The organism is Gammaproteobacteria bacterium, assembly GCA_013151035.1.
Taxonomy (GTDB): domain Bacteria; phylum Pseudomonadota; class Gammaproteobacteria; order JAADJB01; family JAADJB01; genus JAADJB01.
Genome location: JAADJB010000042.1, coordinates 1 through 22,980 on the forward strand (window position 1 = coordinate 1; position 22,980 = coordinate 22,980).

The 22,980-nt window shown below is 46.1% G+C and carries 22 protein-coding genes; 4 read left to right on the top strand and 18 right to left on the bottom strand.

Going from position 1 to position 22,980, the window contains the following annotated elements; all coding sequences use genetic code 11:
• Positions 1–113: 113 nt before the first annotated feature.
• From thyA to GXP22_09335, 17 genes are all read right to left on the bottom strand, one after another.
• Positions 114–1,013, bottom strand: a complete 900-nt coding sequence (gene thyA / locus GXP22_09255) for a thymidylate synthase (GenBank protein ID NOX09653.1) — start codon at positions 1,011–1,013, stop codon at positions 114–116.
• Entirely contained in the window at positions 1,010–1,804 is a 795-nt protein-coding gene (locus tag GXP22_09260) for a prolipoprotein diacylglyceryl transferase (protein NOX09654.1), read from the bottom strand. Before GXP22_09260 ends, thyA begins: the two co-directional genes overlap by 4 nt.
• 129 nt (positions 1,805–1,933) lie before the next feature.
• Positions 1,934–3,001, bottom strand: coding sequence for a chemotaxis response regulator protein-glutamate methylesterase (locus GXP22_09265; protein NOX09655.1), 1,068 nt, complete (start codon positions 2,999–3,001; stop codon positions 1,934–1,936).
• Between the two features lie 56 nt (positions 3,002–3,057).
• Complete coding sequence (locus GXP22_09270) at positions 3,058–3,606, bottom strand: chemotaxis protein CheD (protein ID NOX09656.1); 549 nt, start codon at positions 3,604–3,606, stop codon at positions 3,058–3,060.
• Between the two features lie 5 nt (positions 3,607–3,611).
• Entirely contained in the window at positions 3,612–4,427 is an 816-nt protein-coding gene (locus GXP22_09275) for a protein-glutamate O-methyltransferase CheR (protein ID NOX09657.1), read from the bottom strand.
• Positions 4,427–4,942 (bottom strand): MBL fold metallo-hydrolase, encoded by a 516-nt coding sequence (locus tag GXP22_09280; protein ID NOX09658.1) that lies wholly within the window; start codon positions 4,940–4,942, stop codon positions 4,427–4,429. The genes GXP22_09275 and GXP22_09280 overlap by 1 nt, the downstream gene beginning before the upstream one ends.
• Positions 4,943–4,965: 23 nt before the next feature.
• On the bottom strand, positions 4,966–5,532 hold the full coding sequence (locus GXP22_09285; protein NOX09659.1) for a hypothetical protein: 567 nt from the start codon (positions 5,530–5,532) through the stop codon (positions 4,966–4,968).
• Positions 5,533–5,577: 45 nt separating this feature from the next.
• Complete coding sequence (locus tag GXP22_09290; protein NOX09660.1) at positions 5,578–6,762, bottom strand: hypothetical protein; 1,185 nt, start codon at positions 6,760–6,762, stop codon at positions 5,578–5,580.
• A 524-nt stretch (positions 6,763–7,286) separates the two neighbouring features.
• The gene (locus tag GXP22_09295) at positions 7,287–8,699 is read right to left on the bottom strand and encodes a methyl-accepting chemotaxis protein (protein ID NOX09661.1); all 1,413 of its coding nucleotides are present in this window, start codon (positions 8,697–8,699) and stop codon (positions 7,287–7,289) included.
• Positions 8,700–9,270: 571 nt separating this feature from the next.
• Entirely contained in the window at positions 9,271–9,777 is a 507-nt protein-coding gene (locus GXP22_09300; protein ID NOX09662.1) for a purine-binding chemotaxis protein CheW, read from the bottom strand.
• A 9-nt stretch (positions 9,778–9,786) separates the two neighbouring features.
• On the bottom strand, positions 9,787–11,379 hold the full coding sequence (locus GXP22_09305) for a methyl-accepting chemotaxis protein (protein NOX09663.1): 1,593 nt from the start codon (positions 11,377–11,379) through the stop codon (positions 9,787–9,789).
• A gap of 484 nt (positions 11,380–11,863) precedes the next feature.
• Entirely contained in the window at positions 11,864–12,385 is a 522-nt protein-coding gene (locus tag GXP22_09310; GenBank protein NOX09664.1) for a chemotaxis protein CheW, read from the bottom strand.
• Positions 12,386–12,499: 114 nt separating this feature from the next.
• The gene (locus GXP22_09315) at positions 12,500–14,695 is read right to left on the bottom strand and encodes a chemotaxis protein CheA (protein ID NOX09665.1); all 2,196 of its coding nucleotides are present in this window, start codon (positions 14,693–14,695) and stop codon (positions 12,500–12,502) included.
• A complete protein-coding gene (locus GXP22_09320) occupies positions 14,692–15,012 on the bottom strand; it encodes an STAS domain-containing protein (protein ID NOX09666.1) in 321 nt (106 codons plus the stop codon). Before GXP22_09320 ends, GXP22_09315 begins: the two co-directional genes overlap by 4 nt.
• A gap of 40 nt (positions 15,013–15,052) precedes the next feature.
• Positions 15,053–15,421: a response regulator gene (locus GXP22_09325; GenBank protein NOX09667.1), complete on the bottom strand. Its 369-nt coding sequence runs from the start codon at positions 15,419–15,421 to the stop codon at positions 15,053–15,055.
• Between the two features lie 14 nt (positions 15,422–15,435).
• Positions 15,436–16,500 carry a hypothetical protein gene (locus GXP22_09330; protein NOX09668.1) on the bottom strand — a complete coding sequence of 355 codons (1,065 nt, stop codon included), beginning with the start codon at positions 16,498–16,500 and terminating at the stop codon, positions 15,436–15,438.
• 350 nt (positions 16,501–16,850) lie between these two features.
• Positions 16,851–17,651 carry a hypothetical protein gene (locus tag GXP22_09335; GenBank protein ID NOX09669.1) on the bottom strand — a complete coding sequence of 267 codons (801 nt, stop codon included), beginning with the start codon at positions 17,649–17,651 and terminating at the stop codon, positions 16,851–16,853.
• Positions 17,652–18,042: 391 nt separating this feature from the next.
• On the opposite strand from GXP22_09335, the gene GXP22_09340 reads away from it, so the two are divergent.
• Genes GXP22_09340 through GXP22_09355 form a run of 4 tightly spaced genes read left to right on the top strand, consistent with a single transcriptional unit; the run spans position 18,043 to position 21,985 of the window.
• Positions 18,043–20,256, top strand: a complete 2,214-nt coding sequence (locus GXP22_09340) for a TonB-dependent receptor (GenBank protein ID NOX09670.1) — start codon at positions 18,043–18,045, stop codon at positions 20,254–20,256.
• A gap of 2 nt (positions 20,257–20,258) precedes the next feature.
• The gene (locus GXP22_09345) at positions 20,259–20,927 is read left to right on the top strand and encodes a MotA/TolQ/ExbB proton channel family protein (protein ID NOX09671.1); all 669 of its coding nucleotides are present in this window, start codon (positions 20,259–20,261) and stop codon (positions 20,925–20,927) included.
• The gene (locus GXP22_09350; protein ID NOX09672.1) at positions 20,917–21,324 is read left to right on the top strand and encodes a biopolymer transporter ExbD; all 408 of its coding nucleotides are present in this window, start codon (positions 20,917–20,919) and stop codon (positions 21,322–21,324) included. The genes GXP22_09345 and GXP22_09350 overlap by 11 nt, the downstream gene beginning before the upstream one ends.
• Positions 21,260–21,985: a TonB family protein gene (locus GXP22_09355; protein NOX09673.1), complete on the top strand. Its 726-nt coding sequence runs from the start codon at positions 21,260–21,262 to the stop codon at positions 21,983–21,985. Before GXP22_09350 ends, GXP22_09355 begins: the two co-directional genes overlap by 65 nt.
• On the opposite strand, the gene GXP22_09360 is transcribed toward GXP22_09355, so the two are convergent.
• A complete protein-coding gene (locus tag GXP22_09360; protein ID NOX09674.1) occupies positions 21,982–22,710 on the bottom strand; it encodes a glutathione peroxidase in 729 nt (242 codons plus the stop codon). The two genes, GXP22_09355 and GXP22_09360, sit on opposite strands and share 4 nt — an antisense overlap.
• Positions 22,711–22,980: the final 270 nt, after the last annotated feature.

Here is a 22,980-nt window from a genome sequence, read left to right on the forward strand (position 1 = left end):
TTTATTGGTGCGTGGTACGCACCCTACCCTGATAAATACCCACTGGTAGGGTGTGCATTGCGCACCAGCGTTTATTCCAACATTTATTGGTCCGTGGTACGCACCCTACCTTTTTATACTGCCACTGGAGCCGAGATCGCAGGATGAGGATCATAACCTTCAAGATCCAGGTCATCAATATTGTAATCAAACAGAGAGTCCGGCTTACGTTTAATAATCAAGCGCGGAAACGCCTTAGGTTCACGCAATAACTGTTCTTTAGCCTGTTCCATATGATTCAGATAAAGATGAACATCGAAACCAAACCACACAATCTCACCGACATCATAACCGGTCTGTTCTGCCAATAAAGAGGTCACCAGTGCCAGGTTGGCAATATTAAATGCTAACCCCAGAAAGCTATCCACACTACGTTGAATCATGCCACCACTAAGACGATGGGTATTGGGATCAACAAAGAATTGATAATGTTTGTGACAAGGCGGCAGCGCCATCTCATCCAACTCACCCACGTTCCAACCCTCAAAGATAATCCGCCGTGAACCGGGGTTATTACGCAAGGCATCTATGACCTGCTCGATCTGATCAATCTCACGCCCATCCGAGGTCTTCCAGCGTCGCCATTGCTTGCCATAGACCGGGCCTAACTCACCCCAGCGCGCAGCAAAGGCATCATCCTCCAGGATACGTTGCTCAAATACTTTTAACTCAATCGCCTCTCCGGTCTCATCACAATAGGCCTTATGTGGCCATTCGCTCCAGATATGAACATTCTGTTCCAGCAGCTGCCGGATATTAGTCCCACCCGAGAGCATCCACAACATTTCCTTAAAGGCTGTTTTCCAATACACCCGCTTAGTGGTGAAGGCCGGAAAACCCTGCGCCAGATCAAAACGCATCTGTTGACCAAATAGGGCACGCGTACCTACACCGGTACGGTCAACCCGTTCACTCCCTTCATCCAGCAATCGTTGTAACAGATCCAGGTATTGTTGTTCCGGGTGCTGATTCATACTGAGGCACGACCTCTTTTTGAATAGGCGAGAGCCAATAAAAAGAGACCAAACAAAATCATTGGTGCCGACAGGATATGCCCCATGGTTACCCAGTCAAACCAGATAAAGCCCATGTGTGCATCCGGCTCACGCACCAGCTCGACCATAAAACGGAACAAGCCATAAAACAACATAAACATCCCGGACACCGCCATCCTCGGACGTGGCTTCATTGAGAATATCCACAGGATCAAGAACAACACAAACCCCTCCAGCAACATCTCATACAACATGGAAGGATGTCGTGGCTGCGCATCCACATAGGGGAAGACCATACCCCAGGGCAAATCGGTAGGGCGACCCCAAAGCTCACCATTAATAAAATTGCCCATACGACCAGCACCCAGACCAATCGGCACCCAGGGCGCAATCACATCGGTCACGGTATAAAAACTGCGTCCGGTATGACGACCATACAACCACATGGCAATAAATACCCCCAACATACCACCATGAAAAGACATACCACCTTGCCATATCTTCAGTAATATCAGTGGATTATCAAGGAAACTATCAAAGCCATAGAACAAGACATAACCAATACGGCCACCGAGAATCACACCCAACGCACCATAAAACAGCACATCACCGATCTCCTCTGCCTTCCATCCAGAACCCGGTTTTGCTGCACGCAACCGACCCAGCCACCATGCGCCCAAAAAACCGGTCAGGTACATCAAGCCATACCAATGGATCTTCAGGGGACCTAGGCTCAGTGCCACTGGATCAATATCAGGATACGTCAACATCGTTTTTACAGCCTATATTAAGGAATATATGGTTTATTATACTATTATCATCACCACAGATGTCATTCCCGCGCAGGCGGGAATCCAGGGGTACGCAAAGTCCTGAATGGTGCGCAGTGCGCACCCTACCTATTTATGGGCGACAATCATTTCCGGGATTTTATTTAACGCCAGCTCATAATCAACAGCACCCCGCTTGACAGCCTCCTGCGGCATACCATAGACCACACAGGTCGCTTCATTCTGCGCAATGGTTTTAGCACCGACATCATGCATTTCCTTAAGTCCTCTTGCCCCATCATCGCCCATACCTGTCATGATAATACCCAGGGCATTAGCTCCTGCATACTTCGAGACCGAACGAAACAGAACATCAACGGAAGGCTTATGACGACTGACCAAAGGCCCATCCTTGACCTGTACCGTGGCACCAAACTGGGTGGCTTGTAACATCATATGTTTACCCCCGGGAGCAATCAGTACCCTACCGGGAAGCAAGGGGTCGTTATCCTCTGCCTCCTTAACCTCAACCTTGCATAATTCATTCAAGCGATTGGCAAAGGTATTGGTGAATTTTTCCGGCATATGTTGCACAACAAGAATGGGCAAGGTGTTAGCGGGTAGTGCCGTTAATACCAGTTCAAGCGCCTGGGTTCCACCTGTAGAGGCACCGATAGCAATCATGGGCCCTGTTTTTTGAGCATTACGGCTAGCTGATTTACTCAGCATGACATCGGCAGTCAATTTTGTAGACACCTTGAGAACCGGTGCAATCTTCTTTGCCTTGATACCCGACATATTGGCCTTTGCTGCAACACGAATAGCAGAGACCAATTCCTGTGATGCCTCAGGGAGTTTTGTTTTCAGGTTTGCTTTGGGCTTTGCCACAACATCAATAGCCCCGATACTCAATGCCTGCAAAGAGGTCTTCGATCCTTCTTCAGTCAGTGTTGAACACATAACAACCGGCGTAGGTCGTTCTGCCATAATCTTCTTGAGGAAGGTAATGCCATCCATGCGCGGCATCTCTACATCAAGAATAATGACATCAGGCCAGTTCTTTTCCATCTTTGGCTGGGCAAAGATGGGGTCCTGAGCAGATCCTATGACCTCAATGCCCGCAACATTTTCGAGTAACTCCGTAAGCACCTTTCTTACTACCGCAGAGTCATCAACAATAAATACTTGTATACCCATTCATTACCTCTTATCAGTGATAGTGCGTAACACGCACCCTACCCGCTGATTTAAACTTACTTATTCGTTTCAATAAATTTCTGCAATGGCTCATGTTTAACCCAGACATCGCCAGTTCCCACATCAAAGGCAATGCGCCTATGCCCCGTCTCTCCAACATGAGCAACGAGCAAGGATATGCTTCTTTCAGACAGGTGATTCATAGCTGCCTCGGCATTTCTTGTACCAATCAATTCATCATCTTTCAACCTTGAATTCGTCAACATATTGCTACCGCCAAAGATCTTGGCCTGATAGTCGGTCAGATGGGTGCCACGTCGAATGGCCTCTCGCTCAAACAGTGCCATTGCCGCATCGGAATAACGCCCATTAAGTTTGGAGTCTTCCCTGCTTACCCCGACAAGATTTCTTCTTCCCGGCAAAACAAAGTGGCACATCCCACCAATCTGAAGCACGGGATGCCAGAGTGTAATAGCAATACACGAACCGAGTATTGTATGTATCTGGCAATCACCATCTCCGAAAAAAAAACCACCGGGATTAATAAATCGGCTAACACCCTCTTTGCTAATTTCTTTTTCCTTGATTGGAGTGATAAATCTCACTACAATCAAGCACTTCGAATTTTTCGATAGACGGTTGGAATAACAGTCTCCAGACCATCATGAATACCCTTGAGTGATTCTGAATGCCCAATAAATAAATAACCATCCGGATGCATTTTTTCTACCAGTTGTTTAATAATCAATCGTTTGGTGTCCATATCAAAATAAATCAGGACATTACGCAGAAAGATAATATCAAAGATACCGACATCCCCCAATGGTCTTTTCAAGTTAACTGCGGAAAAGCTAACCCTTTGCCTTAATTTTTTATCAATAAGTAAGGTACCTTCCTGTTCACCCATACCTTTAAGACAGTAAGTGCGTAAATATTCCTTAGGAATCCCATCAATACGATTTTGCAGATAGTGCCCTTGCTGTGCCTTTTCCAGCACCCTACTGCTAATATCCGAGCCAAATATCTCCCATGGACGCCTCCCCAGACGGTCATCCAACAACATCGCGATACTATAAGCCTCTTCCCCTGTCGATGAGGCCGCACTCCATACCCTGAAGGTCTTCCTCCCCTGCCAGTTAGCCAGCACCTCTTTTTCCAGAAACTCAAAGTGCTTCGGTTCCCTGAAAAAATAGGTCTCATTGGTGGTCAGAAGATCTATCGCAGTCTGTCTCTCTCCACCTTCTGGAGAGGCTATGACCAGATCAAAATATTCCTGAAAGGTAGTCAGAGAATGGTGACGCAACCTTTTACTTAAACGAGAAGTAACCAGTGTTTTTTTCTCATCACTCAGATTAATCCCGGCATGATCATAGATAAACGTCCTGAATGAATTAAACTCACTATCTGTAATTTTAAATTGAAGCATTAGTTCCCCAGAACACCCACTTTTAACTCGGCAAACCAGTTAATAAAACGTTCCACATTGGCGCCACGATAAATAGCCCCATGCTGTGGACATAACATATCGATGCGCTTATCCGAAACTCTCTGACACCAGTCATTCTTCGCCTTATTTGAACCCATCCAGCGTTTATGGAATAACTCCGCATGTTTTATATGTTCATCAAAATCGACCACATATAGATCATCCATGGTGGGCGGCAACAAGGCGGCACCTATATCACCCGAAAACAACATCTTTGCTCCAGGATCATACAGATGAAAATTACCGGATGAATGAAGATAATGCGCGGGTACAAATTCCAGATGTCCCTTACCAAACGAGATATCCTTACCACCAGGGTCGGTCAAGAGCATTTCATCGCCATTCATTACCAGGTATTCATTGGTATCAATAAGATAATTTTGACGTTCCGGATCCCTGGCAATCACAGCCCAGCGATGATCACCTTCTTCAAAGATATAATGTAATTTTTTCATTATATGACTCCTTTATCCCGGTATTACGCAACTATTTTTTGAACATTAGATATGCGTTGTTCGACAATAACCATCGCCTGTTCCATCTCACCAATAATAGAATCAAGGGTACCTTTCGCATCACCTCCCACCCGGGACTCAACGCGCGCCAACACCACCAGATTCATCCCCAGTCTTGTCATTAAACGCAACTGTCGAGCCGCTGATGCCAGACGTGTACGAGAACGTTCAATGATATCTCGATGCTGCATAAAGCGATCAACACCTGAAAATGAATAATCAATACGAGAGAGCCGGCAGGTCTGTTCAATCAATCTGAGGTTGCGTTGCAATTTCAAGTTAAGCGCGACTTCAGAGACCGTCGTTGACATCATCCCTTTCATGGACTCCATCATACTGGTGAGTCGTTTACTGAAATCGCGTAACTGTGAACTAACCATCAGGAAACCGGCATCCATACCAGCAACATTTCTGGAGAATAACATCGCATTCATTGATACAACGTAGACCCTGCGAGAATTATCAACAATACCCTTAATCAGTATGTAGATCTCCGTTACATCCTGTATGCTCAAATCAGATTTAGACATAAACGGCCCTCATTTTCTACCTCACTTTAACACATAAGCAAGCAATCAAAAACGCTCAAACTTCGACTCATCGACCTCAGCCCCGTCAACAGCCGGTTGGGATGATCCTGATGAAGCAACAGGGCCAGGTGCTCGTCTTGCCTCGTCATCCATTAGCAGATGAAAGAATCCCACTACCCTCTGTAGATTGGCGGACTGTGCCTGCATTTCCTCAGCAGTCGCAGCAAGTTCTTCAGAACTGGCAGCATTTTGCTGAGTGACCTTATCCAGTTGTTGCATGGCGCTAGTGATTTGACCCACACCACAGGACTGCTCTTCAGAGGCCGCCGCTATCTCCTGCACCAATTCCGCAGTGCGGGTAATATCGGGAACCATCTTCTCGAGTAAGCCACCGGCTTTTTCAGCAATCTTGGTACTGTTATCGGTCAGCGAACTGATTTCAGCGGCGGCAACCTGACTACGTTCAGCCAGCTTTCTAACCTCAGCAGCAACCACGGCAAAACCCTTGCCCTGTTCACCCGCTCGTGCTGCCTCAATAGCTGCATTAAGGGCTAACATATTGGTCTGATAGGCGATATCTTCAATAACACCAATTCTATCCGCAATCAAAGCCATTACGGTAACGGTTTCTTCAACCGCTTCACCACCCTCAACAGCCGCTTTTGCCGACTCACTGGCGATCTTGTCCGTAATTTGAGCGTTCTCACTATTCTGGCTAACCGATGCGCCCATTTGTTCTATTGATGCACTGGTCTGTTCAACACTGGCCGCTTGCTCACTAGCGGCACCACTCAATGAACCCGCGGTATCACTGACCTGGGATGCAGCAGAGGATATTTGACTCGAGTTATCCTGAATCTGCCGGACCACTTCAATCAGTTTTTGCTGCATATTCAGCATTGCCCTATCCAGCTTACCAAATTCATCATTAGAACCAACAGTAATCGGAGTTTGTAAATCCCCATTAGCAATATTAGCTAGCGTCACCTGGGCAGCATCAAGCCGGACATTTACATTTTTACGGAAACTAAAGAATATGGTAATACAAATTAATGACAGCGAGGCAACAAAGATAGCAACAATGGTCCAGCTTATATTAGCGCTTTGTGCCACTGCGTCATCAATATCGACCACAATCTCCAACACCCCTCGCACATCGCCCAGTTTCCAGTCATTCTTTGGCGTATCGGCTCTTGAGTTATGACAATTCACACAACCTTGTGCAACCATGATGTCAGGAATAGCAACACGAACCACCTGTTTGCCATTAATCACACCTTCTTCAACAAACTGCTCTTCGGGATTTTTTGTCAAATAATCCCATGCCTTCTTACCAAAGGCATCCAGTTGTCTTTCTTTTCGATTAGGAAAAGGATAGCCACTATAAAGACGTAGATCGGTGCCATCCTTCTTTAACAAAGTGCTCAGATCGTGAATAAAGGTAGCCGGCAGGGGGATGGTGTTTTTTTCAGTGGCATGATTAAACGATGGCTTTATGGATGAACCTGCCAATACCTTTTTAACCACATTGCGGGTGTAATACCCCCTGATGACCTTGAACTGTTTAACCGTTTGTACAGCAGAGGCAATGGCATTTCCCTGTGCATTATCGGTACCCAGTTTAGGCACCAGAATTGCCAGCAAGACCGATACTACAATCATAAGAACAACAACCGGCATGAGCAATCTAAATCGCACACTTCTATTCTTTAAAAAAACCATTAAATTGACTCTCCAGAACAAATTACAAAATATTAAAAACGTCCAAACTTCGATTCATCAAGCTCGTCCTCATCAGCCGCAACGACTGCCACCATAGAACGGGAAGACTGAGAGGAAGACACCGGTACATGAGCACGTTTTATATCACTCTTCGTAGCCAGGCGAAAGAACCCCACCACCTGCTGTAAATTTGCCGACTGCGTCTGCATCTCCTCAGCGGTTGCTGCAAGTTCTTCAGAGCCCGCTGCATTTTGTTGCGTCACCTTGTCGAGTTGTTGCATGGCACTATTAATCTGCCCGACACCACTGGACTGCTCCTCCGATGCCGCCGTTATCTCCTGTACTAACTCGGCTGTACGGGTAATATCAGGCACCATCTTCTCCAGCAACCCACCCGCCTTTTCTGCCACCTTCACGCTATCACTGGTCAGCGCACCAATTTCTGAAGCGGCGACCTGACTACGTTCTGCCAGTTTCCTCACCTCAGCGGCAACCACAGCAAAGCCCTTGCCATGCTCACCGGCTCGTGCCGCCTCAATGGCTGCATTAAGCGCCAGCATATTGGTCTGGTAGGCAATATCCTCAATAATAGATATCTTCTCCGCAATCTGCGTCATTGCCTGAACAGTTCCTGCAACCGCATCACCTCCTTCGCTTGCTGCCGTTGCCGAGTCACTAGCAATTTTGTCTGTAGCCTGAGCATTTTCACTATTCTGGCTGATGGATGCCCCCATCTGCTCAACCGAAGCACTGGTCTGCTCAACACTAGCAGCCTGTTCACTAGCAGCCTCACTTAATGAACTGGCGGTATCACTAACCTGTGCCGCAGCAGAGGAGATTTGATTCGAGTTACTCTGAATTTGCTCAACGACCCCAATCAATTTCTGCTGCATATCAATCATTGCGGCATAGACACCCACCCGTTTTCCCTCATCAACAGCACTCAAATCTGTAGAGAGATCACCCGCCGCAATAGTCTCAGCAAGCACTTTCACTTCCAGTGGATCCGCACCAAGCTGACGTAACACACTGCGCACAACAATAAACATCAGCAAGCCAACCACTAATAAAATAACTACCAGCGTAATCGTAAACTGCTGGTGTAATTCAATAGACTTTTTGTTGAACAGGGCATTATTAGTCGCCAGGACAGCCTTGATCCTGGACTTTAAATCTACCAGTGTATCTTCCATAGAATGCACCGCTACAGTGAAGCTTTTCTGGATAGCTTTGGCAGCGTTCATATTTTTTGCCAGTTTGTTAAAATCAGAATGATACTTATTCATTAACTCCGTTATGTTATTAGCATCCGCCGATTTCAAGGCATAATTATTTAACATCGTATTAAATTCCGCTTGACGTGTTGCCATTCTTTTCACGTATTTATCAGAACCACGCATTAGATAATCCTTTTCATGGCGACGCATCATCAACATCGACACCATTAAATCATCTTTCTTCAACTTCTTAACCAGGTCTTCAACATCGTGTACTGCCTTCCGCAGTGAACCCCGCAAACCGGACTTGGGATTGAGACCGCTCTCTTTTTTATTATTGACCAGATCAATAAAACCTCTTTGATAGGCCTCTACTTGCTGATACAACTTTTCAATCTCTTCACGCTGTCCATTATCACGAACCAAATCTTCAAGCTCTTTTAATGATTTTTTAATTCCAGCAATTTCTTTTCTATGTTTAGCGACATATTTTTCATCACTGCGCAATATAAAGTCTTTTTCTCTACGCCGCGCCTGTAACATCAAGATAGAAATGCGATCCACTATTTCACCATAATGTACGACACGTTCATAATCCGCTTTCGCCTTATTGGATACCTGCGTTGACTGCCAATAAGTTAAACCGAGAATAATAAAACCAAGAATGACAAACCCTGTTAAACCAGACAGCTTTTGCTTAAGTGTTAAATGATTGAACCAGCCGTTCATGCTATACCCCTTCCTATGTCCATAAAGTTTTAAATAACTCTCCTCTGATTAATCAAAGGTTCCCTAAATACTATATTTTTGAGATTTCATCAATCGACAAAATATTCGCGACATCCAGTAGCACCAGCAATTGATCATTGACTTTACCCATGCCACTAATAAAATCCGTGCGAATTTTGGTACCAAAAGAGGGTGCGGGTTCTATCTCACTTAACAGGATATCGAGCACCTCGTTGACCACATCAACGGTAATACCGACCTCCAGTTTTTGTTCTTCATAGCGAACTTCCAGAATGACAATACTGCTACGCTTGGTTCTCTCTGACGGCTGTTCTGCAAAACGTAAGGCAAGATCAATCACTGGCACAACGCTGCCGCGCAGGTTGATTACACCGGCAATAAAACCCGGCATCATCGGAACCCGAGTAATTTTCCCATAATCAATAATCTCTTTGATATGAAGTATGTTGATACCATAGACATCTGTATTCAATACAAAGGTCAGAAACTGAGTAACACTATCACCCGCAATATCATGCCCTACAGAGTGTAGGGCTGTCTGTGTTTGCATTATCATACCCTGCGCCTAAAAACGTTCAAATTTCGACTCATCAATAGAACTCCCGTCAGCCATGGCGACTGCCGTCACTGAAGCAGAAGATTCAGATACCTCGGAGGAAGAGACTGCGGCACGAACACCCTTTGACACGCCATCCATTGCCAGACGGAAAAAGCCAACCACCTGCTGTAGATTCGCTGATTGTGCCTGCATCTCCTCAGCCGTGGCGGCCAGTTGCTCGGAACCCGCTGCATTCTGCTGGGTAACTTTGTCAAGCTGTTGCATGGCACTATTAATCTGCCCGACACCACTGGACTGCTCCTCCGATGCCGCCGTTATCTCCTGCACTAACTCGGCTGTGCGAGTAATATCAGGCACCATCTTGTCCAGCAAGGTACCCGCCTTTTCTGCCACCTTCACGCTATCACCGGTCAGTGTACTGATCTCTGAAGCGGCAACCTGACTACGTTCCGCCAGTTTCCTCACCTCAGCGGCAACCACGGCAAAGCCCTTGCCATGTTCACCGGCTCGTGCCGCCTCAATCGCTGCATTAAGCGCCAGCATATTGGTCTGGTAGGCAATATCCTCGATAATAGATATCTTCTCAGCGATCTGTGTCATTGCCCGAACAGTCCCGGCAACCGCCTCACCTCCTTCAGTTGCTGCCGTTGCCGAGTCACTGGCAATCTTGTCTGTGGTCTGAGCATTTTCACTATTTTGACTAATGGATGCCCCCATCTGCTCAACCGAGGCACTGGTCTGTTCAACACTGGCGGCTTGCTCACTGGCGGCCTCACTCAATGAACTAGCGGTATCACTGACCTGTGCCGCAGCAGAGGAGATCTGATTCGAGTTACCCTGAATCTGCTCAACCACCTCGATCAATTTCTGCTGCATATTAATCATCGATGCATAGACACCCACCCGTTTTTTATCCTCGACATTACTCAAATCTGTAGAGAGATCACCCGCCGCAATAGCCTCGGCAAGCTCCCGAACCTCTACCGGATCTGCGCCCAACTGCTTCATTAAATTACGCACCAGATAAATTGAAATACCCACACTCAACAAGGCCGCAATAAGAGTAAATAAAACCTGCGAAAACTTAACGGAGTCACTGGTTTCAAGCAATTGATCACTATCACCCTGCATCAGTGCTTCCTGCGATGTCTTCATTGTCTTTAAATACGACAGAATGTTACTGGCCCTGGGAGCCGCCTTGGTACCCAGCCAGTAATTTGCCTTATTCCAATCTTTGCCCTCTCTTAAGCGAAACATATCCGCTGGCAGACTAGAAAAAGCCTCTCTTGATACCAGTAGTGTCTGCCATTGCTTAAGCTGACTAGCAGTTAACAGATTCTGTTCCTTACTAATCTTGGCAACACTGTTGGTATTCACTTCCCATTTAGCTAAAAATTTATCACGAAACCCACTATCCCCGGAGAGCAGAAAGGCTCGGATATTGGCCAGACCCAAGGCAAATGAACCGCGTGTATCCGCCAGATCCTTGAGCAGTTTTTTACGCGCCGGGGTCGCTGCAAGCGTTGCCTCCTCATTAATAATGGCAGTAATACTCTTCAATATTTTCCCAGCCACTGGTGCTGCCTGGGTAAGCAACATGTGAATGGAGGGGATATTCTCAGAGCGCTGAGCAATACCTTCTATCTCTGACTGCGCCTTACGGAATGCCGATAACTCCTGCTTTATTCCCTGCAACGCCTCAACATTCGATGGATCTGTCCAGTTTTTTGAATAGGTGGTGAAGGTGGCAAGTGATGTATCTATCTCCTGCCATGCCTGTTTTCTTTTTGAGGCAAATAAATCAGCCTTTTTGGGATCACTGCCTAATATCATATAGCCACGCAATGCCGCTAAAGAGGAATTAATACCATTAAGCATATCCCGTCCTGCCAGCAGGGTAGGATAGCGTATATCGGTCAGTCGACTTTGAACGTCACCCAACTCATTAATTTTTAAACGCCCGGCAAAGGTATTAATAACCATCAAAACAATAATGATTGCGAAACCCGAACCTATTTTCATGCCTACCGTTAATTTCATGCCCATCCCTCACTATAACAACTTAAATTGACGTTAATATCGATCACCCTTCTTCTCTTTGCATACTGCCCACCATTGAAAGCTCATCAATCGATAGAATATTTTCAATATCCAGTAAGATAAGAAAATGCCCATCGACCTTTGCCATACCACTAATAAAATTTGTTTGAATCTGGTTCCCGAGTGCTGGTGGTGGCTCAATCTCACTAGGATGAATATCCAGCACCTCATTAACCATATCAACGGTGACACCAATCTCAATCATCAGGTCATCATTCTTCACCTCAAGTATGATGATACTGGTACGCTTGGTATGTTCTGTCACCGCACCTGAAAAACGCTGACTCAGGTCAATAACCGGCACCACACTACCCCGCAGATTAATAACCCCAGAGATAAAATCAGGGGTCATTGGCACCTCGGTGAGATCACCGTACTCGATAATCTCCTTGATATTGAGTATATCCAGACCATAGGCCTTACTACTGAGCATAAAGGTAAGATATTGCTCAGCCTCATCCGATTGCGTATCAACACTATTGACGCTATTGACTGCCTGTTGCATCGTACTCTCCCTCTGTTACCTGCACAGCCAGCAAAAAAACCGACTGACCTTATAAAAAACATTCATCATTGCTTCATCATTCCCGCGCAAGCGGGAATGATGAATATTTTTGGCTCAATGTATCGCCTTGGCAACACCTGATTGCTTCTGCCCAGAGCTAACAACTCGATTGACCATCTCCGGGATATCAATAATCATTGCCACCTCGCCACTACCAAGAATAGTCGCGCCGCTGATTCCTTTTAGATGCTGAAAGACCTTACCCAGGGGTTTAATAACCGTTTGATGTTCACCCAACAACTCATCCACAACAAAGCCCGCCTTTTTGCCCGCAAACTGCACCACGACAATATTGTCACGATGTTTCTCATCAATCACACGATTCGAACCAAACAGTTCACTCAGGTGCATAAAGGGCAGGATCTCGCCACGTAAATTGACATAGTTGGCTTGTTCATCCCCGCCGCGTAACGACTCATTGAGTTCAATACACTCATCAACCATATCCAATGGCACAATATACTGGGCATCACCCACGCGAACCTGAAAGCCATCAATAATAGCCAGCGTCAGAGGCAATCGAATAGAGATCGTTGTGCCTTTACCCTCTTCACTCTCAATCTCAATATGTCCCCGCAGAGACTCAATATTTCTGCGCACCACATCCATGCCAACACCACGCCCGGAAAGGTTACTCACCTGATCAGCGGTTGAAAATCCTGCTTCAAAGATCAGTCGAAAAACTTCCTGATCACTGAGTTGCTGATTTTCTTGAATCAGGCCTTTTTCCAACGCCTTACTGATAATTTTGTCTTTAGCCAGACCACCGCCATCATCCTTGATCTGTATGACAATACTGCCCGAATCATGGAAGGCATCCAGACTCACTGTCCCTTTAACCGGTTTCCCTGTCCCAACCCTCTGTTCAGGGGATTCGATACCATGATCAATCGCATTTCGCACCAGGTGCATCAGGGGATCACCAATCTTCTCAATCAATGTCTTGTCGAGTTCGGTCTCAGCCCCATTGATCTTGAGATCAATATCCTTGCCGGTATCACGACTAACCTCACGCACGACGCGTTTATAACGATTAAAGGTCTCACCAATCTGCACCATACGTAACCCGAGAGCAGTATCACGCACCTCTTCGACCAGACGTAATAGATTCTCCATTGCCTCATTGAGATCAGCATCACCCAGCCTGCGTGCATTAAGCTCGGAGTTAGCAGAACCGATAACCAGCTCACCCACCAGATCAACCAGATTCTCTAGTTTCAGCGCATTAACCCGAATAGTCTGCTGCGTGTTAACCCGTTGCTGTTTAAGTTCACCTTGTTTCTTGAGTGCGGCATCAACCACCTCCTGTTCCACGACATGCTGTTCAACAGCAACCTTGCCTAGTGGCGGTACCTTTTGATTACTATCAGCGGTAACCTTATCCGCAAGATGATCCTGATAATTAAGCACATCATCCTTCTCATTTGAGGTGATGGCACCACAGGCAACAAGGATATCACCGATACGCATATCCTCTTCATCCAGCTCCTCAATCATCCTGATGTAAGAATCAATCTGACTATGGGGCGGCAGAATACTAATCTTGCAATCATCCTGAACGAACTCAAAGACCTCTTCTATGGTGTCTTTATCGGTATCAGGGGCAATCAGTTCAATTTCAAAACCGAGATAACAGTTCTCTGGATCAAAATCACGCCATCGAGGCAAGGCATCATCAATAAGACGGATATTATTAATATCACCAATATTGCTGAGATAACCGATAAACGAGGCGGGATCCATACCGTTACGCAGGGCATTAGGGCCAAAGCGAAGAGAGATGAACCAGTTTTCATTATCAACACATTCAACGCTATTCTTACTCTCTGCTGCTGTCTGAGTAGTCGCTGGAACGCCTAGATAGGCATTCAATTTATCGACCAGTTCTGCGTCGACCAGCTTTAACTCATCACTCATCCCGTCAGCATCACTCAATCCATTTTCAACCAGATTATTAAGATGATCACGACTTAACAAAAAGAGTGAGACCATATCGTCATCAACACTGAGCACACCTTCTCGAACCTTGCCCAGAACGCTCTCAACAATATGAGTAAAATCGACAATACTGTCTAGCCCAAAGAGACCGGCAGCTCCTTTGATGGTATGAAAGGTACGAAAAAGATCATTAATGCCTTCCAGCGTATCGGCCTCATTATCCAGGTCATCCAGATTAAGTAGTGCCTGTTCAGCAACACCGAGAAGATCCTCTGCCTCATCGGCAAAGATTTGCAAACTATCATCACTCATGCCGCATCCCCTATGTTGAAGCGATCACTAACCCCGTAGTCATTCATCAGCTTGCTAACCACCGCACTCATGCCCGTTAGTTTCAGCTCCTTCTTCTTACGCATCAATTCATCTCTAAGTGCCAGCAATAACTGAATACCTGCTGAATCAATCTCCTCGACATCACCCAGATGGAGTTCAAAGCGGTCACAACCAGCAATCTCTTCGGTAAGTGCCTGCTTAAGGGAATCAATAACATAGATCGTCAATTCTTCATTAATAGCTAACTTACATAAACCTTTGACTTCATTGTCACCATGCTCTCGTTTAAGTGCCATGACGATCTCCTTGAATTTTTAATGATTTTTACTACGACGATTACTGACCAATCAGTTTTGCTACCACATCAAGCAACTTAGGCGGCTGAAAGGGCTTTATGATCCATGCCTTGGCTCCTGCTGCCTTGCCTTCCTGCATCTTCGATTCCTCTGCCTCAGTGGTCAACATGCAGACTGGAGTAAATTTATAGGCGGGTAGTTTTTTCAATTCCTTAACAAAGGTAATCCCGTCCATATTGGGCATATTGACATCACTAATGATCAAGTGAATCTTCTGACCTGTCATTTTTGACAACGCATCCTTTCCATCACAGGCATCCATCACCGTGTAACCTGCGCCCTTGAGTGCGATACCGACCACACTGCGAACAGAGCTTGAATCATCAACAATTAATATGGTTTTTGACATACTTCTAATATCCTCTAAAAAAAGACAACATCCCCTTCATCAGATGCTTGGGAATCCATGCCAACATCGGTACCGGTTAATTTCCTATGCGCCTCACGCTCACTGGTAGTGGTATATTCCCCTGCTATTTTGCTCAGGAAAACATCAATATCAAGGTTCTCATGATCTTCAATCAACCCCGAGAGCTCGGTCATATTATTCTGAACATGACCAAGAATTTGTGAGACCCGATCCTGAAATTGCATAGACACCAGGGCATTTTCAATCTCCAGGGTAATATTCGACGAGAATTGTGCAAGATGCTCAGCACCTTCATCACGTTCTTTGCGGGTATCTTCATGCTGGCTGATCACTGTCTGAATACTTTCATCGGCCGCCCTAATGAGTCCGCCCTCAAGCTCACTATCCGCTGTAAACTTGTGTGACATACGGTTAAACTGATTGTTAACCTCAGTGACACTGGTAATAATATTGCTCGCAATATCTCCAGAGCGATTAGCAAGATTTCGCACCTCATCGGCAACCACGGCAAAACCACGCCCCGATTCCCCGGCACGCGCAGCCTCTATCGCGGCATTGAGTGCCAACAGGTTAGTCTGCTCAGCAATAGAACCCACATCACGAGCCATAGTCTCCAGCTTGTCTGTAAATGTAGTGAGCTCAGTAATCTCCTGTTGTGATGCCTTCCTCATATCGACCAGTTTGATTAAGGTGGTGGAGACACTATCCAGCTTGTTTTTTATCTCGGCAAGCGAGAGCTCATCATGCCCGGCACCCCCACCCACGATGGATTGCAGATCGCCGACAATGCCCGAAAAGCGTTGTGCCAGTTCATTAATTTCTGAGGTGGAAATCTGGATACAGTCATCAATTTGATGAGCCCAGATAGGCATATTACTATCGCCAATTGTTTTTAAAGAATGGATTGAGCATTGATGCCCTTGTCGTTCGAGATCCAGCTCGGAAAGCTGATTTTTGATTTGAATATTTTCTTGATTGAGGTCTGTATAAGCTCTATTTTTGGCATAACCGAGTGCAACCTCAGCAACAATTAACACAAAGGCAACGACGATAGCCATTAGTGCGTCATTAACAAACACCACCAACACGAGTGCAGCCAACCCCGCGACCCCTGCGGGCACCTTCTTATACCAGGCAATATTATCCAGATCTATTCTCCTAAACCCTGTTAAAACACAGTTCCCTTACGACAAGGAATAATTCCTTAGTAGTCAAGTAAGGTTTAGAGAATAAAATGACTTATGTCAAAAGTCCAGCGAAATAATCGCTTTGTCTGCTTTGAGACCTTTGCATGATACAGACGCAAAAGAAAAATGAGCTGAAATTTTACTGATTGAGGCAGGAAACGCAGTTAATAGCGAGCTATTGACAAGTTTTCTAACGAAAAGCAGTGAGATTTCAGTCATTTTTACTCGTGATTGTATCGTGCAAAGGTCTCTTTATATTTGTTTTTTCTTCCTGCCACGCTAACAAGCCCCACCAGCCCCGAGGCAAATAACCACACAGCGGCAGGGACGGGGACAGGGGTAGCCGTTAATGAAAGCTCGAAATCACCTTCAGCCCAACTATAATCAATAGCAAAGGCATCGGCATCGGTGATTGCCTTAATCAGGAGATTGTAATTACCCGCAGAAAGAGAGCCTGTTATCCAGGGTGCCTCCGAGTCATCAATCAACTCACCACTAAAAATAGTATTCCCACTATCCCAGCTGTACAAATCATAATAAAAGCTGGCATCGCCTGATGCTTCCATCCACTCAGCACTAAACTCATAGGCATAAACACTATCAATACTAAAATCCAGATCAACCACGGCATCACTATAGGCATAGGCATCCTGATCAAGGGTTGCCGCATAAGCTGAGGCATAGGCATCAACATAACCGGAAATAGAGCTTGTGTTACCCACGGTAGTCACATCACCAATATCAACCCAGGCATCTGATTCGGCAAAGGCCGTCTCAACGCCGGCACCATCAACCATCGATGAGCCCTGATTATCTGTTGCCATTGACGGAAAATCGAAAAGATCCGCATTAGAGGCATAATCACTATAGGCAGCAGAGCCCAGCAGATTGTAGTCATCCGCGTAACCCGCCATATCAATATAGGAGTAGTTACTAAAAACAACAGCAGCCTGTAACTGCACGCTCGACAAGACAAGTATGGCACCCGCCAATACTACAGAAAGTTTTTCTACATTCAACATTCGCACAACAAGACTCCTGATACATAAATATATAATTTCAAGTAAATGCAATAACCCCGCCAACTTATATAAGCGATTGAAACACAATAAAATTAGCCATAAAAAATTTATACAATGACAACAAGAGTGTAATAAAAACCAACAAAATAAGCGGCTTATACAATATATTTTACACTTTGCAATCCTGACCACATAGATCGACCCCTACTGATAAATATGTAGTTTTTAACTCAACTCATTTTAATGAGAATGAGAATGATTTTCATTTACAAACTGTGTTGCTTCAGGCATAATGTCCCTCAATTAAAAACTAACCCTGTCTAAAAATCAGTTAATTGAGGTTATAACCATGAAAATACAGATCCATCTACTACCTGGCATCTACGCTGCTATGTCGCTGGGAATAGTCTTGCCCGCGACCGCTACAGAGAATCATTCAAGTGCTAACGTGCTCGATAAGATCATGGTTATCGGTAACCCAGCCAATATCGAGACCTTACCCGGTTCTGCCCACATCATCAGCAAAGCGGATATCCGTGAACAAAACTACGATGATGTCAATCAGGTACTACGCAAGATACCTGGGGTCTATGTACGACAGGAGGACGGCTTTGGTCTGTTTCCCAATATCAGTCTGCGCGGTGTTGACACCACGCGGAGTGCCAAGGTAGCGATTATGGAGGATGGCGTGCTAACGGCACCGGCACCCTATTCTGCACCTGCTGCCTATTATTCACCCACCGTTGGTCGTATGAGTGGCATGGAGATCCTCAAGGGTTCCAGCCAGGTCAAGTATGGCCCACAAACAACCGGTGGTGTAATCAACTATCTGTCCACACCGATTCCACTGAAAGAAACGGCTTATCTAAAATCTTCTTATGGCAGCTTTGGTGATTTACGCACTCATATCTATGGCGGTAATACAGTCGATACCCCTGTAGGACCGGTTGGCTTTCTGGTTGAAGGTTATTTTCGTAAAAACGAGGGTTACAAGACGATTGACAAAACCCCTGATTTTCGTAATTCAGGCAACACCGGGTTCACCAAATCCGACCCTATGATCAAACTCTCCTGGGAACCCAACAGTGATATCTATCAACGTCTCGAATTCAAATACGGCACTTCTACACTGGATGCCAACGAGACCTATCTCGGCCTGAGCGAGGCAGACTTTGCCAAAGACCCCTTCCGTCGCTATTCAGCAAGCCGGTTTGATAACATCCAGAGCAAACAAAAACGTAGTTATCTGCGCTATGCCGTGGCTCCAACGGACAATCTGGATATCATTGCCACATTGTACAATAACGATTTCTCGCGTAACTGGTACAAGCTCAAGGATCTACGCAATGTCAGTGGCAACACCATCAAACTCTCCCCTGCTCTTGCCGGGGCACAGAATGGCGAGGGGCTTGCCTGTTTAAAGGGTGATCTTGCCTGTACCCTACGGGTTCGCGCCAATAACCGCAGCTACAACTCAAAGGGCATTGATACCATCGCCTATTACCGTTTTGGTAACGACGCGGTACAACACGAAATTGCCGCTGGTATTCGCTTTAACAAGGATCGCGTACGTCGCTATCAGCGTGATGATGACTACAACCAACTGGCAAATGGAACCATTGATGGCATGACAGCAGGCACACCGGGTGGTGCAGGTAACCGCCTGCAAAGCACTAAAGCACTTGCCATGTTCCTGCAAGACACCATCAATGCCGGTGACTGGACCTTCACACCGGGTATTCGTTATGAAACGCTGGATCAACGTTATACCGATTACAGCAGCCCGAATAAGTCAGGTACTAACACTATGAATATGGCAGCGGGTAGTCTCGGCGTTAGCTACAAATTCAATGATTCATGGATCGGCTTTGGTAGTGTTAATCGTGGCTTCTCTCCACCGAGCCCCAAAAGTGCTGTTGGTGGTATCAGAGAAGAAACCAGTAACGCCCTTGAAATCGGTGCCCGTTATACCAACCCCCAACAGGCACTAGCGGTTGAGGCTATTGCCTTCTATACCCAATTTAACGACCTGATTGTAATTGATAATATTGGTGGCACGGGTACGGGTGATACAGAAAACTTTGGCCGGGTGAATAGTATCGGGCTTGAATTCTCTGCTCAATATGATGCCGGCATTGCTAATGGATGGAAATACCGTAACCCCTGGTATCTCACCGCAACCTATACCAATGCAACACAGAAAAACAGCGCGACTTCCACCGATGCAGAATCTATCTTCAGTTATGGCAAGGCAGGAAACAAGGTACCTTACATCCCTGAGTGGGCACTTAGTCTGGGAACAGGGATCGAATCAGGCAATTGGGGTAGCTATATCAATGCCAATTATATCAGCGAGACCTTTACCAGTGCTAATAATGTCAGCACACAACGCAATGGTGCCGGCAACCCCGATTCCCGTTTCGGAAAAACGGATGCCTATTTCCTCCTCGATGCAACCACCTTTTACCGGATCAATAAAGAGGTAAAGTTGTTTGCTGGCATACAGAATCTTCTTGATAAGCGTTACAATGTGTCACGTCAGCCTGAAGGACCACGCCCAGGCATGCCAAGATTTGCCTATGCCGGTATCGAGATGGAGCTGTAATCATGTTAGATTTATTTCAGCAGGGCGGTAGCGTTATGTATGTGCTACTACTCATGTCCATATTAGCCACTGCCATCATCCTGCTGAAATTGTATCAGTTCTATCGTAGCGGTCTGCGACAGACCGCTTTCGTTGAAGATACCGTATCAGCGCTGGCGCGTGGTGAACATGAATTAGCGTTAAAAAATCTGCAACAGCAATCCAGCCCCGTCGCACGGGTGCTGGAGAGCGCAGTACAGTTTGGAGCCAACCCGGCAATGTCGAGCAATGATGTTGAGGCTGAGGTGAGCCGAGTGGGCAGTGCCCAGATACGCAACCTGGAATCCTGGCTGCGTGGTCTCTCCTCCATCGCTCATCTAAGCCCGCTACTGGGGTTGTTAGGAACGGTAACCGGTATGATTGTCGCCTTTATGAATCTTCAGCAAGCCGGCAGTCAGGTTGATCCGTCTATTCTTTCTGGTGGCATCTGGGAGGCATTACTCACAACAGCTTTCGGTCTCACCGTTGCCATTCCTGCCATGGCCGCCTTTTATTATCTGGAAGGTGAGGTCGACCGTGTACGCGCAACCATGAAGGATGCCAGCATCCAGGTATTACGTCACTTTGGCAAGAGCCCGCATGTTAACAGCCGTGATGATGATCGTGTTGAGGATGAAACCCATGGACTTTGAGGGCCGTGCACGTATCCATTCCCATTTGGATATCGCACCATTAATTGATATTGTGTTTCTACTACTGGTATTTTTTATGTTAACCAGTACCTTCATGGTGCCCGAGGCGATTGAGCTGGAATTGCCTGAATCAAAAAGTGCCACTGTCACAGATAGTACACCTGTTATTGTCCTGCTGGATAAAACCGGTCAGATAGCACTCAATGATGAAGTCATTAAACTGGAACAACTGCAACAGGCAATAAAACCCTTAATAAGCCAGGATAGTGCATCAGCCATCACACTAAAAAGTGATGCCCATACCGAGGTTCAGTTATTACTCAAGGTTATGGATGAGATACGCGCTGCCGGGGGCACGAATGTGGGTCTGGCAACACTGGGAAGCAAACAAAAATAAACCCGAGATTGCCATGATCCTGTCCCGCCTACAGATAACTGTAACGCTACTCATTGCGATACTGCTACATGCTGGTATTACCGTGTGGTTTTCGCTACCCGATAGCCAGGCAATGCCAAAGCTGAAAGAAAAACCACCTCTACAGATTAATCTGCTGGCAACCATTGCCGAGACCAACGTGAATGCAACACCCGATGTTGTCAAACCACCCACACCCCTAGTCAAAAAGCCCCAACCAGCACCAGTTAAACCCGTATTAAATAAACCCAAACCACCTTTACCTGAAGCAGAATCTGAACAGGTGGTCGAGTCGATTCAAGTCGTTGAACCGACTCCCCTGGTAAAGCCTCACCAGAAACCCCTGAATGCTATTGCCACTGCACGTTATGAACAATTATTGCTTTCCTGGCTGGAAAAACACAAACAATATCCACGCCGAGCCAAACGTCTACGTATCGAGGGTGAAGGTATGCTGCGTATCCTGATCGACCGCAGGGGACAAACCCAACAGGTCACACTGGAACAACGCACGGGTAACCGCTTACTCGACAAGGCTGCACTTGAGATGGCTCAACGAGCAAATCCATTCCCTGCCATGCCTGCCAATGACCCGCGCCAACAACTGGAATTTATCGTGCCGGTGGCCTTCATGCTTCGTTAATCCAGATACAATGCCAGTTCCTCCGATCCACCGATAAGCTGTCCAGCGATAAAAACCTGGGGAACCGTTTCACGACCGGTCATAGCACGCAGTGAACGTAGCGAGGCATCTCTTCCCAGACGAATCTCTTCATAGTTGATACCGTGTTCTTCCAGCAGTTCTTTTGCACCTGCGCAGAAAGAACACCCTGGTTTGGTGATAATACTAACGGCCTCAGGCTTTTTCGCCTGTGGGTTAATGTAAGTCAACATAGTATCGGCATCAGAGACCTCGAATGGATCACCAGGCACATCGGGTTCGATAAACTGCTTCTCAATAACACCATTTTTCACCAACATGGAATAACGCCATGAGCGCTTGCCGAAACCCAGATCAAACTTGTCTACCAACATCCCCATAGCCTCACTGAATTCACCATTACCATCAGGTATCAAAGTGATATTTTCCGCCTCCTGGTTTTCCATCCAGGCATCCATTACAAAAGCATCATTAACCGATAAACAAATAATGTCATCGACACCATTTTTCCTGAATACATTGGCCAATTCGTTGTAGCGTGGCAGATGAGTGGAAGAACAGGTTGGCGTGAATGCACCCGGCAGAGCAAATACAATAACCGTTTTATCCTTAAACAGCTCATCACTACTGACATCAACAAATTCATCATTTTCACGGGTCTTGAAAATAACGGATGGAACGCTTTTACCTTCTCTGTTTTCTAACATGGTCTTTCTCCTGACTGCGATTAAGTTTGTCTAAGTACATTACTACTGCTCCATTAAGGATTTATTTAATTGCTGTAATAATATACCCGGTAAGTTCGAGACAGGGGTCACGCTTCTCTACCAGAAACACGCCGTGAATACATCCATGTAGGCTCCACGCCCGCGTCCATGCGGGCAAGGGTCTCTGATAGAGAAGCGCAACCCCTGTCTCTTGAGTTAACGGAACAGCAGTATAAGCACATGATCATTATTAGCTATTTATAATAATTG

Coding starts and splice junctions, on each gene's coding strand:
- GXP22_09285 (NOX09659.1), bottom strand. CDS start 5,532: ATGTCTAAATCTGATTTGAGCATACAGGATGTAACGGAGATCTACATA.
- GXP22_09275 (NOX09657.1), bottom strand. CDS start 4,427: ATGCTTCAATTTAAAATTACAGATAGTGAGTTTAATTCATTCAGGACG.
- GXP22_09330 (NOX09668.1), bottom strand. CDS start 16,500: ATGGCTATCGTCGTTGCCTTTGTGTTAATTGTTGCTGAGGTTGCACTC.
- GXP22_09295 (NOX09661.1), bottom strand. CDS start 8,699: ATGGTGTCGATGTTGATGATGCGTCGCCATGAAAAGGATTATCTAATG.
- GXP22_09360 (NOX09674.1), bottom strand. CDS start 22,710: ATGTTAGAAAACAGAGAAGGTAAAAGCGTTCCATCCGTTATTTTCAAG.
- GXP22_09340 (NOX09670.1), top strand. CDS start 18,043: ATGTCGCTGGGAATAGTCTTGCCCGCGACCGCTACAGAGAATCATTCA.
- GXP22_09320 (NOX09666.1), bottom strand. CDS start 15,012: ATGGCACTTAAACGAGAGCATGGTGACAATGAAGTCAAAGGTTTATGT.
- GXP22_09315 (NOX09665.1), bottom strand. CDS start 14,695: ATGAGTGATGATAGTTTGCAAATCTTTGCCGATGAGGCAGAGGATCTT.
- GXP22_09355 (NOX09673.1), top strand. CDS start 21,260: ATGAGATACGCGCTGCCGGGGGCACGAATGTGGGTCTGGCAACACTGG.
- thyA (NOX09653.1), bottom strand. CDS start 1,013: ATGAATCAGCACCCGGAACAACAATACCTGGATCTGTTACAACGATTG.
- GXP22_09300 (NOX09662.1), bottom strand. CDS start 9,777: ATGATAATGCAAACACAGACAGCCCTACACTCTGTAGGGCATGATATT.
- GXP22_09325 (NOX09667.1), bottom strand. CDS start 15,421: ATGTCAAAAACCATATTAATTGTTGATGATTCAAGCTCTGTTCGCAGT.
- GXP22_09350 (NOX09672.1), top strand. CDS start 20,917: ATGGACTTTGAGGGCCGTGCACGTATCCATTCCCATTTGGATATCGCA.
- GXP22_09310 (NOX09664.1), bottom strand. CDS start 12,385: ATGCAACAGGCAGTCAATAGCGTCAATAGTGTTGATACGCAATCGGAT.
- GXP22_09335 (NOX09669.1), bottom strand. CDS start 17,651: ATGTTGAATGTAGAAAAACTTTCTGTAGTATTGGCGGGTGCCATACTT.
- GXP22_09260 (NOX09654.1), bottom strand. CDS start 1,804: ATGTTGACGTATCCTGATATTGATCCAGTGGCACTGAGCCTAGGTCCC.
- GXP22_09265 (NOX09655.1), bottom strand. CDS start 3,001: ATGGGTATACAAGTATTTATTGTTGATGACTCTGCGGTAGTAAGAAAG.
- GXP22_09290 (NOX09660.1), bottom strand. CDS start 6,762: ATGGTTGCACAAGGTTGTGTGAATTGTCATAACTCAAGAGCCGATACG.
- GXP22_09305 (NOX09663.1), bottom strand. CDS start 11,379: ATGTTGCTTACCCAGGCAGCACCAGTGGCTGGGAAAATATTGAAGAGT.
- GXP22_09345 (NOX09671.1), top strand. CDS start 20,259: ATGTTAGATTTATTTCAGCAGGGCGGTAGCGTTATGTATGTGCTACTA.
- GXP22_09280 (NOX09658.1), bottom strand. CDS start 4,942: ATGAAAAAATTACATTATATCTTTGAAGAAGGTGATCATCGCTGGGCT.